This is a genomic window from Endozoicomonas acroporae (assembly GCF_002864045.1).
Lineage (GTDB): Bacteria > Pseudomonadota > Gammaproteobacteria > Pseudomonadales > Endozoicomonadaceae > Endozoicomonas > Endozoicomonas acroporae.
Genome location: NZ_PJPV01000004.1, coordinates 1 through 11387, shown reverse-complemented (window position 1 = coordinate 11387; position 11387 = coordinate 1). Strand labels below are relative to the sequence as shown.

Annotated in this window: 8 protein-coding genes and 3 tRNA genes; 7 read left to right on the top strand and 4 right to left on the bottom strand. The window is 50.8% G+C overall.

The window, feature by feature from the left end; genetic code table 11:
* On the top strand, positions 1-856 hold an 856-nt coding region (locus CX664_RS26090), incomplete at its 5' end, for a hypothetical protein (RefSeq protein ID WP_219622110.1).
* Positions 857-859: 3 nt separating this feature from the next.
* Here CX664_RS26090 and CX664_RS00855 read toward each other — a convergent pair.
* Positions 860-1402: a 2Fe-2S iron-sulfur cluster-binding protein gene (locus CX664_RS00855; RefSeq protein ID WP_180966340.1), complete on the bottom strand. Its 543-nt coding sequence runs from the start codon at positions 1400-1402 to the stop codon at positions 860-862.
* A 517-nt stretch (positions 1403-1919) separates the two neighbouring features.
* Here CX664_RS00855 and CX664_RS00850 point away from each other — a divergent pair.
* Positions 1920-3440, top strand: coding sequence for a fumarate hydratase (locus tag CX664_RS00850; protein WP_101744885.1), 1521 nt, complete (start codon positions 1920-1922; stop codon positions 3438-3440).
* A 51-nt stretch (positions 3441-3491) separates the two neighbouring features.
* On the opposite strand, the gene CX664_RS00845 is transcribed toward CX664_RS00850, so the two are convergent.
* Positions 3492-5642: an ankyrin repeat domain-containing protein gene (locus tag CX664_RS00845; protein ID WP_101744884.1), complete on the bottom strand. Its 2151-nt coding sequence runs from the start codon at positions 5640-5642 to the stop codon at positions 3492-3494.
* A gap of 327 nt (positions 5643-5969) precedes the next feature.
* The gene (locus CX664_RS00840) at positions 5970-6587 is read right to left on the bottom strand and encodes a TetR family transcriptional regulator (protein ID WP_180966339.1); all 618 of its coding nucleotides are present in this window, start codon (positions 6585-6587) and stop codon (positions 5970-5972) included.
* Between the two features lie 146 nt (positions 6588-6733).
* Between CX664_RS00840 and CX664_RS00835 the strand changes: the two genes are divergently transcribed.
* Both CX664_RS00835 and CX664_RS28410 read left to right on the top strand, forming a co-directional pair.
* A complete protein-coding gene (locus CX664_RS00835) occupies positions 6734-8134 on the top strand; it encodes an MATE family efflux transporter (protein ID WP_101744882.1) in 1401 nt (466 codons plus the stop codon).
* A gap of 146 nt (positions 8135-8280) precedes the next feature.
* Complete coding sequence (locus tag CX664_RS28410; protein WP_219622109.1) at positions 8281-9279, top strand: J domain-containing protein; 999 nt, start codon at positions 8281-8283, stop codon at positions 9277-9279.
* A gap of 19 nt (positions 9280-9298) precedes the next feature.
* Here CX664_RS28410 and CX664_RS00825 read toward each other — a convergent pair whose 3' ends face one another.
* A complete protein-coding gene (locus tag CX664_RS00825; protein ID WP_145999737.1) occupies positions 9299-10495 on the bottom strand; it encodes a hypothetical protein in 1197 nt (398 codons plus the stop codon).
* A 255-nt stretch (positions 10496-10750) separates the two neighbouring features.
* Here CX664_RS00825 and CX664_RS00820 point away from each other — a divergent pair.
* The 3 genes from CX664_RS00820 to CX664_RS00810 all read left to right on the top strand — a co-directional run bounded on the left by CX664_RS00820 (position 10751) and on the right by CX664_RS00810 (position 11069).
* Positions 10751-10827: transfer RNA gene (locus CX664_RS00820), tRNA-Arg, on the top strand.
* A 63-nt stretch (positions 10828-10890) separates the two neighbouring features.
* A tRNA-Arg gene (locus CX664_RS00815) sits at positions 10891-10967 on the top strand.
* 9 nt (positions 10968-10976) lie between these two features.
* A tRNA-Ser gene (locus CX664_RS00810) sits at positions 10977-11069 on the top strand.
* The last annotated feature ends 318 nt before the right edge of the window (positions 11070-11387 follow it).

Sequence of the window (11387 nt, the reverse complement as noted above, 5' to 3'; positions counted from 1 at the left end):
AGCTAAAGCTGAAGCGTTGAGACTGGCTGAAGAAAAACGAAAAACGGAAGAAAAAGCCAAAGCCGAAGCGTTGAGAGTGGCTGAGGAAAAGCGCAAAGCGGAAGAAAAGGCCAAAGCCGATGAGTTGAAAGTGGCTGAAGAAAAGCGGAAAGCAGAGGAAAAAGCCAGAGAAGAGAAAGCAAAAGCAGAAGAGTTGAAGTTGGCAGAAGAAAAACTCAAGGCTGAAGAAAAAAACAAAGCCGAAAGAGCAAAACTGCCCAAAGAGGCCGCCATCAACATTCTGCCCAGCCGCCCTGTGGCGTATCAGATTGCAGCAGAACAGGATCCAGGCATCATCAACTTTGATCAGGCCATTACCCGCCGCTTCAAGGTGGCAGGCTCATATCTGGATAAAGGTGAACACGGCAATAATATCGTCAAGGATCATCGTGGCCGGGAGTTTATGAATGTTATGGCCTTCTGGGATGTGCTGGTAGAACACCGGGACAACGGTGAGAATTATTACTACGGCAGCATTCAGTTCCCCCTGGGCAGTCGCCATCCGGCCATTATTAAAAGTACGGTAACCGGTGATGAAATCGCGCTGGGATGTAAGGCTGGTGAGGTTCTGGTATTGAAGGGCTTTGAGACAGAAGGGATTGATTACAGCCATGGGCTGGTGGATGCCTACCTTGCCCACTCCGTGGTTTTGCCAGATGGAACGATCGCCTTTCAGGAGGTGGTGCGTCAGCCTTCCTTCAGTCTGGTTAATGCAGAAACCGACTGTATGCCCCGGGATATATTCTCAAGGAATCATGTGGATCCGGAAAGGATGGGGTATGACAAAACCCTTGATGCGTTACCGTTCAGAGAGTAATGCTTAGCCATTCTTGATCACCATCAGGCGGTCGCCTGCTCTTGCCTCGGAGTGAATCCAGGCACTGAACGGGCTGCCCCCTGCGGAGCGAGCAATAATGCACTCCAGTGTTTGTAACTCATCGTTGACGCCGGTAACCGGGTAAGTGGCTTCAAAGCCTTCATTGGATACCAGGGTAATATGTTCGCCAATGGCAACTTCGAAAGGCAGGCGGGTGGATAACTTGATGATGACTTCCGTTGAGCTGAGTGATGTCAGCTCAGTAAGAATGCCGGGCACTTCATCCCGGGTGGGCAGTGCCAGGCTTAAATCACCAGTTACCCTGGTCTGACAGGCGAGAATATAGCCTTTTTTGATTTGCTCAGCAGTCAGTAACGACTGGGCTTCTGTCGGTACAAGCCCCGCCGTCACCCGAAGCATGCAGGAGTGACAGACCCCGGCCCGACAGGACCAGGGTGCCTTGGCATGCTGGCGCAGTAATCCATCCAGAAGGTTCTCGTTCTCATCCATCGGGTAGCTGTTGCCCTGAAATTGAATCTTCGGCACGGAAAAACCCCTGACATGTTGTGCAGTGAATTTGGTGTGCAAGTTTACAACCTGTAATCGATAATACCAGTTGTACTCATAGTACATGGTTTCAATGAGTTTGACGGGTTGTCGTGCCTCCGCACTCCGTTCGTCCTGAGTGCTGAGCTTGTCGAAGCATCGAAGGACCCATAGGGCCTAAAGGCGGAAACTCCGGACTCTGATAGATCGTGCCAAGCACCCTTCGACTCCGCTCAGGATGAACGGAGATCGTACACGTCAAACTCATTGAAACCATGTACTAGGAGCCTGTCGGACTTAAGCGTCCGTAGCGACCCTTTTTGAGAAAACTTTACCTCTCCTGCGGTTAATCAATGTTATTAGCTTTTGGCGTTGGTATAATCCCCGTCAAAATAAGATGAGGTTTGCCTGCCGTTAAGACTGTGCAAATGGGCATGATGCTCTCAGCTTATTGCACAGGTTCAAATCGGCAAGGTCGGATTGCGAAATAAAATCGTCGAACAAGGGGTGAAAACCAATGAGTGTTGTGATTCGGGAAGATGATTTAATTCTGAGTGTGGCGGACGCACTGCAGTTTATTTCCTACTATCATCCCATTGATTTTATTGATGCGGTTTATCAGGCCTACCAGAAAGAAGAGTCCAGGGCGGCGAAAGACGCCATGGCGCAGATTCTGGTGAACTCCAGAATGTGCGCCATGGGTAAGCGTCCTATCTGCCAGGATACCGGTATCGTTACTGTTTTTGTCCGTGTGGGTATGAATGTACGTTTTGATACTGACCGCTCCATTGAAGACCTGATCAACGAAGGTGTTCGCCGGGCCTATACCCATCCGGACAATGTACTCCGTGCTTCCGTCCTGGCCGATCCTGCCGGTGCCCGCAAAAACACCAGAGACAACACGCCAGCGGTTATCCATATGACCCTGGTGCCGGGAGACACCGTTGAGGTGGAACTGGCTGCCAAAGGTGGTGGCTCTGAAAACAAATCCAAAATGGTCATGCTCAACCCATCCGACAGCATTGTTGAGTGGGTGAAAAAGACGGTACCGACCATGGGGGCTGGCTGGTGTCCTCCGGGCATGTTGGGTATCGGTATTGGCGGCACCGCTGAAAAAGCCATGCTGATGGCCAAAGAAGCCTTGATGGAACCCATCGACATTCATGAACTCCGTGCCCGTGGTCCACAGAACCGGGTGGAAGAGCTGCGTCTGGAGATAATGGATGAAGTGAACAAACTGGGCATAGGTGCCCAGGGTCTGGGTGGTCTGACCACCGTGCTGGATATCAAGATCAAGGATTACCCAACCCACGCCGCTTCTCTGCCTGTGGCCATGATTCCCAACTGTGCAGCCACTCGCCATGCCCACTTTACCTTGAACGGCAATGGTCCGGTATACCAGAAAGCACCGAATATTGATGACTATCCGGAAGTCAGCCTGGATATGGGCGAAGGGGTGCGCAAGGTCAATGTCGACAACCTGAGCCATGATGACATCAAAAGCTGGCAGCCAGGTGATACTGTGCTGTTGTCTGGCAAGATTCTCACCGGTCGGGATGCCGCCCATAAACGCATGGTGGATATGATCTCCAAAGGAGAAGAGCTGCCGGTTGATCTGAAAGGGCGCTTTATCTACTACGTAGGCCCCGTTGACCCTGTGCGTGATGAAGCCGTTGGCCCGGCTGGCCCAACCACCTCAACCCGTATGGACAAGTTTACCCGCACCATGCTGGAGAGCACCGGTCTTGCCGGTATGATCGGTAAGGCAGAGCGCGGCCCGGCAGCCATTGAGGCTATCAGGGATAATGAGTCTGTTTACCTGATCGCCGTCGGTGGTGCCGCTTACCTGGTGTCCCAAGCGGTGAAAAAGGCTGAAGTGCTGGCCTTCCCTGAACTGGGAATGGAAGCGATCTACGAATTTGAAGTGGAAGATATGCCGGTGACCGTAGCGGTAGACTGCCGTGGCGAATCGGTACATCAAACTGGCCCGCAGATCTGGAAAAAGAAAATCGAAGAGCAGGTGCTGAGGATTCAATAAGCCAGACAATCCCCGCCCTGTCATTACTGGCAGGGCTTCAGGGGGAAATTTTCATTCACGCATACATTTCAGAAGTTCATTTTTCAACAGATAAGGCAAGTTGAAAGAAGACATTGTTTGTTTATCAAACGCAGCCTTCAGCCTTCTCTTGCACAAAGTTTGCAGACTGGGAGGCATTTCCAGAGGGTTGTAGCCTAATTTCTGAGTGACTGTTCGGATAACATCCGGTGTCGAACTTCTTTGAGGACAGCCGCCGTGCTGGATCAGGTCAAAGGCAATTTCATAAAACCTGTTTTCGTTGGCCCAGAACAGGGGGGTACCTTCACCCTGGTCACGGCTATGGACATCGGCCTTATGCTGCAACAATAACTTCACCACCTGGTTATGTCCTTGAGCTGCCGCCAGCGTCAAGGGCGTATACTTCCCAGTGGTCTTGCCGTGAACATCGGCCCCCGATTGCAACAGTAGTTCAACAAATTTAATTCGCCCGGATTGGGCCGCAATAGCCAGCGGAGTGCGTGGAAAGGTATCACAATCAATGTGGTCAGGATTGGCTCCCGATTGCAACAGCAGTTTCACCAACTCCATATCCCACTTGGCGATGGCCCCTGAAAGTGGTGGAAATGTTCGGTCTTTAAGGCCGTTTACATCATTCGCATTATGCTGCAACAGCAATTTCACGATCTCGATGCAGGCTTGTTCAACAGCCAATCTCAGCAGTCCTTTCCACGGGCCTTCCCATTGTGCACCGTGTTCCAGCAACAGCTTGACTACGTGAACATGCCCATGCATGACCGCTTTGCTCAGGGAATTCCCTTCGTAGCTTCTGTCACAGCTATGAATGTTGGCTCCATAACTCAGCAGTAGCCAGACAATCTCAGTATATCCCCTGACCGCAGCCTTCCGCAGTGGTGTCCCACTTCCGGAAGCTTGGCTATTAACGTCGGCCCCTCTATTCAGCAGCAGGCTTACCGCCCCAACCTGCCCGTACTCTGCCGCCAGAGTAAGGGGTGTTTCTTCTCCGCTGGCATGGCTGTGAATATCTGCGCCGTGCTCCAGCAACAGGCTTATCGCTCCAACCTGCCCATTTTTTGCCGCCTGGGCCAGGGGCGTTTCCTCTCCTCGGGCATGGCTGTAAATATCCGCACCGTGCTCCAGCAACAGGCTTATCGCGCCAACCTGTCCATATTTTGCCGCCTGGGCCAGTGGCGTTTCCTCTCCACTGGCATGGCTGTAAATATCTGCGCCGTGCTCCAGCAACAGGCTTATCGCGCCAACCTGTCCTCGTCTGGCAGCCTGGGACAGTGGTGTTTCCCCTCCGCTGGCATGGCTGTGAATATCCGCGCCATGCTCCAGCAACAGGCTTATCACCACAACCTGGCCTTGGCTGGCAGCCTGAGAAAGTGGTGTTTCCGCTGGGCGGGCGTAGCAGTTGATATCCGTACTATATCTCTCCCTGGCAGTCCTGGGCTGTAGTATTTTCCCGTTGCGGGTATGTTGGTGAATATCCGCGCCATGTGCCAGCAGCAGGCTTATCGCTTTCACCTGTCCCCACCTGGCAGCCTGGGTCACCGGAGTCCGTAAGCCGATGGTATTGCCGTTAACGTTTGCCCGGTAATCCAGCAACAGCTGCATTACTTTGATGTTACCCCGACCGGCAGCCATAGCCAGTGGGGTCAGGCCCTTGGCATCGCAGTGGTCAACAGGTGCCCCGGACTCTAACAGCAACCTCGCCATGTCAGATAACCCGTATATGGCAGCCCGGCTCAATGGAGTAAGTCCCGGGCTGGTGGGGAACTGACAGGCAGATGGCTTGAGCAATTTTTCGTTGCTGCCATCAACCTCTGCACCATTTTGCAGTTGCCACGCCACCATCCTGATATCCCCGGACTCAACGGCGCAATTCAGTGGGAGTCTGCTGGCAGCGTTGGCAGAGTATGCACCCACACAACGGTTGTCGTCGGTAACAGCCAGGCCGTTGGTCCTGACTCCCGACTGCATTGCCACAGACCGTTTGCGACCATTGGGCGGTGGTAATCCATTGCGATCGGATGTTGCCAGATCGCCAGGGCGAGAGCTACAGGGAATCTGTTTTGCACAAGCCGATAAAGCAGTGTCGACTAATGCCTTTGACGCCGCTGAGTTTTCAGCAGCATCGGTTGGTGGCAAGCCGGGATAACCCCTGGCATTAAGTGGTTGCATGGTAACTTACCATCAGTCCGAATATGTTTCAGGGCTCTTAGAGCAATCACCCTGAAAAAAGGTTCCGGGCTGTTACTCACTCGGCGACAGCTGCCTGATTACCGATTCATACGTGCATCTTGCTAATCCTGGGATATCAGGAGATCGAACATCACCACGTGCAGATTCATGACCCGCAGATTGAGCGGGAAACTGCTGTAAAACTGGAGCCTGAGCTGATCTTGTTGGACCTGAATAGGAAAGGGAACGACTGTTGAAAAAACTGGGTGTTCCCGGGTTGAAGCGGCGGTGTGATTATTAAAAAACAACACTATGACGGATGTTGATTTATAAGCGGGCTCGCTGGGTTTTTTCGGAATCTTTTATGCCCAGTGTCAGTCGGATATCGTTGATCACCAACTCATCGATGGCAGTAAGATTGAGGCTGCTATCACCAAGGTAGGAATAATTGGACAGAGTGAAGCTGGTGGCCATTAACTTCCAGGCGGACTGTCGACTATCCAGGGCTGGATCAAACAAACCTTGTTTTTGGCCCAGGGTAATCACACTTCCAATCAGGTCTGTCAGGCTGACCATGGACTCACAATAGACCGTTTTCAGCTGTTCATTGCGCCACATTTCATCGGCGGCACTGAGCCACACCCGATTTTCAAACTCCCGGTCCGGGAAGTTTGATGGCAGTAACATCTGCAACAGGGCTTCGTAGGGTGGTAATCCCTTAATGGCCTCCAGGTCGGAGTCAACGGATGATGATATGGCATAACGGATTACTTCGGTTTTCAACTCATCCAGCGACGAAAAGTGATGGTGGATGGTTCCCGTAGCAGCACCCATTTCGGCGGCAACCTTGCGGGCAGTTATGCCGGCAAAGCCACAGGACACCACCAGGGAGAGGGTGGCCTCCAGAATAGCTTTGCGTTTTTCATCCTTTGGCAGGTAACTCATAGACTGCATTTGTCCGATATAACTATTGGTTGACATAGCATAAAAAAGAATTGAACATATGTCCAATTTGAACAAGTGTTCATATTGATCAACCAAAGGAACCAAAGCATTGCGGGATAATCTAATGCCGCAATAAGGAAACGCCTATGTCAGTTCACACTACTGATGAAACGATGACCTCCGGTTGCACCACGGTGGATTTTTTCCGTTTTGTGGTGCCATCCATACTGGGTCTGGTAGCGCTGTCTTCAGCGGGTATTGTTGATGGTATCTTTGTCGGGAATTACGTGGGGGCAACAGCCCTGGCCGCGGTTAACCTGGTGGTACCGCTGTATTCGGTGTTCTTTGGCCTGTGTGTCATGATGCTGGTAGGTGGCGCGGTGGTTGCCGGTAAAGCCCTGGGGGCCGGAGATACACGCAGGGCGTCCAATATTTTTACCAAATCCCTGACGGTGATTGTTATCTTTGCCCTCACTGTGTCCAGCCTGGCACACTTTTTTGCCGGGGATATTGCCGCTTTTGTCGGAGCCGACGAGGAAGCACTGCCGTTGACCACGGAATATATCCGTATAATCTCGCCTTTTATGTTGTTCATGGGGCTGGCTTATACCTTATCGTATTTTGCCCGGGTTGATGATGCGCCAAATTATGCCCTGGCCGGGCTGGTGCTCACCGCCTTCACGAACATTGTACTGGATGCGTTGTTTATCAAAATGTGGGGCTGGGGTGTCAGTGGTGCAGCTTTTGCCAGTGGTATCGCTTATACGCTGGGTACTGTGTTTCTGGTGGTACGTCTCTTTGGCAGGCAGGCCCGCATTCGGTTGATTCAACCCTATGGTTCCTGGTCTGAGTTGTTCCGGGCTGCTTACAATGGCTTTTCCGAGTTTATAAATGAGATGTCCGGTGGACTGCTCATGTTCATTATTAACTGGATTCTGATTATTGAAGCAGGCACTACCGGCGTTGCCGCCTTTACCATTGTCAATTATATCCTGTGGCTCAGCATCATGGTGGCATACGGCACTGCTGAAGCCCTGGGGCCTCTTGTCAGCGTTAACTTCGGTGCCAGAAAGCCAGAGCGTATTGTCAGCTTTGTAAGACTGGCTGTTGGTCTTGCCATTATGGTGGGTATTACCTTTGCGATGGCTCTGCTGGTTTACCCTGAGGAGCTGGCCAGTGTCTTTATTCAGAGTGACGAAGTGGCCACGCTGGCGCTGACCATGTCGATCATTGCCGTCATCTGGCCGGCATTTCTGTTTAACGGTATCAACATTACCCTGTCCGGCTATTTTACCGGTATGCATGCGGCTACCCAGTCGGCCCTGATTGCTATCAGTCGTTCTCTGGTATTGCCATTGGTGCTGATCATTCTATTCTGGAAAACCCTGGGGCTTGAAGGTGCCTTCCTTGCCCTGCCGGTAGCCGAACTACTGACGTTTGCCCTCAGTGTCACGCTGTTTTACCGGGCAACACCTGAAATGATGGTGGGTAAAGATGTGGCAACAGCGAATAATGAGACAGGCCGGTTAGGTACCTGTCGGACTTAATACGGACGTTTTGTTTTACTTCCGGAACCTACTGTGCGCCATGTGCAATTGCCCGTGGGCAGCCTTCCGTAAGGCTGCCTGAATTAAAACTGCCAACCGTTGCTCCGATAACCTGACTATAAATTATCAGGAAAAGGAAGCGATTGATGGATGGCATGGGTGCTGGCATGAATGGCATTGGCGGGCTACAAAGTTTTTACCTTCTGGAAGGTAATTTCCAAGGTCAGGAGGCAGCATCCGGGAAAAAGTTCGGACGAAAAGTCAGTAAAACGGATCCTGTCACTAAAAGGGATCTTTTTCCCAAACAATACTGTAATAAAAAAATAGTTGGCTACGTGATAAAACGAGTGGTTATCCAGCCATTCTACAAGAGTGGCGTGATTTACCAGCCAGCCAGTACAGCGATTCTTCGGCAGCAGTGGTTTAGCTGGGCTACCCACCAATTTCAGGGCAAAGGTTATGCCCCCTCTGTTGCCAGAGTTATGGCAGAACGGGTGTTAACCCAGTGCGGCTATGATTATCGCTCGGTGGAAATCATGGTTAACACTACGCCATTGACCCCGCAGTCTGCCTTTCGAGAACTGCAGCGGCAAAATTATCAATGGGCAATGGGGCAATTCACCGCCAAAGGCTACCGCCCGGACCGGTCCCATGAAGCCATTGTTAATGCGCTGAACATCGCTGGCTCAGACCTGACCCGGTTTCAGCAGTGGGTTTCTGATGCTCCTCATGCTCAAAGTAATAAAAATGCCAGCACACTGCGCCCTTGGATGATTGAACAAATTGAGAAAAAAGGCTTTTCCCCGGAGGAAGCACAGGCAGTAGCGGATAACTTGATCAAAGAGTCCGACGGCAACGTAGATTATCTGCGCCAGTCGGTCGGGAAAATTCGCCCAAAAGGTGCCCCGCGCAAACTCTCTGCAGAGCAGATGGTCCAAAAGAATCGACAGTCACTTAATGCATTGGGGTTGTCGGAAGGTGCCAGCCTGAATGATGTAAAAAAAGCCTACCGGAAACTGGCACTCAGGTATCATCCTGATAAAAACCCTGGGAATGTTGAGGAGAGTAACAAGACTTTTCAAATAATTACTGAGGCAAACAGGCACCTGATCGAAGACTCAGATTTGTTCAAAGGTCAAAGCTGATAGCGCACTGGTGGGGGAATTAATCCAGCAGAGCATCCATTTGAGTCGATTCCCACAAACTGAAAGCTGTCTCGTCTCGTTTCAGGAAGGCGATGTGAAGATCGCCCATCATCTTATCCCGATTGTATTTTAGCTCGTTTGCTCTGTGCATCGCCTCTTCCCACTCAAGCTGGTCCAGACGGGCACCCATATCAAACAGGTCGTTAGCATAGTCAATAACGCAATCGTAAAGGGTGTTAGAGCAGGAACTGTTTCTCCCCAGGACTTCCTTCAGGGCTTTGGGCAGTTCTTCTGGTGTCAGGGAGCCATTTCTGTTTTTCAGGGAGCGAAAGAGCTTACTGCCTTCATCACTGTTAAGCGTCAGGGTGATTCTCATAATAATGGACTTTTGTTTCATATCCAGATCATTGCAAGCGGCATCAAGCAGCCGATGGGAGGATGGGGCGGACGCTATTCCCTGCAAGAGCGTGATATATCCCATACTGACTTCATCTTCAGAATTGAATATTGGTTGCATGATCCCGGACAACTGTTCACTGGGAATGGTCTCTGCGATCTGAACCAGTAATTTGATATGGTCTTCCTGAATCAGACGGCGATGGTTGCTTGGATTGCCGTCATCACTTTCAATTGATTGCAGCAATACTATCAGAGCCTGATGCAGTTCTTCCGGCGAGAGGCTGACACCCATTTGCCATAAGGCGGAGGCATGTCTGGGCATAACCGGGTACATACCCATTGGCTTTGTAAGAGAATAGGGCAAAATCTGCAGGGCAATATGCTTCATGCATTCGTAACAAGACGCCTCATAGTCAGTAATCCCAAGTGCTTCTTTCAAGGCCCGGGACCGCTCTTCAAGAGGCAAAATAGCACCTTTACCCATCAGGTCCTGAATTACTACGGCCGCCATCTGATCGTCTATGCTGAGGGCGACTCTCAGGTCATGGTATTGGTTTTCCCGGAGTTTGGAAATTTCATTGGCCGGGGTAACAGGAGAAAGATTTCGTGAATCAACGGCTTTCTTGCATACCGGGCATTGTGCGGGATCTTCTGGAATCGTTCCATGCTCAGGCCTTCTTTGCACCAGATTGGCTTTTCTGCCCTGAAAACAAGACTCCTGACAGGATGGACAAATACTCACATGCCTTGAATCCGGGTGCTTGAGAGGCACTGAGGAAGGAAGTGGGATACCAGGCGTGGAAGCTAAATTATCCAAAATTGGATTTCCTCAAGACCAGGTCGTGTATTCAGTGGAGAAAATCGTTTTTTTCATTCCAACGTATTCATCTTGTGTGTTTGTTTCATTAATAAAAAAGCAAGGCAGCACGGGGGCAGCTTGATACCCTGACTCTTATGACAACGGTTACATTACAAAGTTCAGGAAACAGTTGGTTGGAAATGAACAGATCCGTAAAAACCGTATTTGACTCAACCCAATGAAATCTCTATAGTTTGCCTCCGTTGACGCAGGGCGCTCGTAGCTCAGCTGGATAGAGTACCTGGCTACGAACCAGGCGGTCGGAGGTTCGAATCCTCCCGAGCGCGCCAAGTCAACAAAAGTGATTGACGAATTGAATCGATTCAAATATCTTTCACGTCGCTTCAAACAACGCGCTCGTAGCTCAGCTGGATAGAGTACCTGGCTACGAACCAGGCGGTCGGAGGTTCGAATCCTCCCGAGCGCGCCATATTGAAACGGTGAGGTGGCCGAGAGGCTGAAGGCGCTCCCCTGCTAAGGGAGTATACGGTTTGTAGCCGTATCGAGGGTTCGAATCCCTCCCTCACCGCCATTTATCTATTCTAAGTAGTTAACCAAATGAAATCGTATTTTCTGACTAAGAGGGCAGTCACTCTGCGGCGTTACAACTACGGTCACATAGCTACGGCTATGCTCCCTGCGTTGTGCCTTGCATAGTAACTGCCCACTTAGCCAGAAATATACGATTCCATTTGGCCAACTACTTAGCTCCTTGATTCCCCCTCCTTTTACTCTACTCATTTATTCCAACTTACTGATGTGCCCACGAGGTGTCCATTTATAGCAAGACAATGAACCAGAACGTTAAAATTGAAAACCTGTGGGAGTTCACATAAAGCAATTTAAGGAA

What these genes read in the sequence shown, in the direction of transcription:
- CX664_RS00840 (WP_180966339.1), bottom strand. Translation starts at nt 6,587, where the DNA reads ATGAGTTACCTGCCAAAGGATGAAAAACGCAAAGCTATTCTGGAGGCC.
- CX664_RS00845 (WP_101744884.1), bottom strand. Translation starts at nt 5,642, where the DNA reads ATGCAACCACTTAATGCCAGGGGTTATCCCGGCTTGCCACCAACCGAT.
- CX664_RS00835 (WP_101744882.1), top strand. Translation starts at nt 6,734, where the DNA reads ATGTCAGTTCACACTACTGATGAAACGATGACCTCCGGTTGCACCACG.
- CX664_RS00850 (WP_101744885.1), top strand. Translation starts at nt 1,920, where the DNA reads ATGAGTGTTGTGATTCGGGAAGATGATTTAATTCTGAGTGTGGCGGAC.
- CX664_RS28410 (WP_219622109.1), top strand. Translation starts at nt 8,281, where the DNA reads ATGGATGGCATGGGTGCTGGCATGAATGGCATTGGCGGGCTACAAAGT.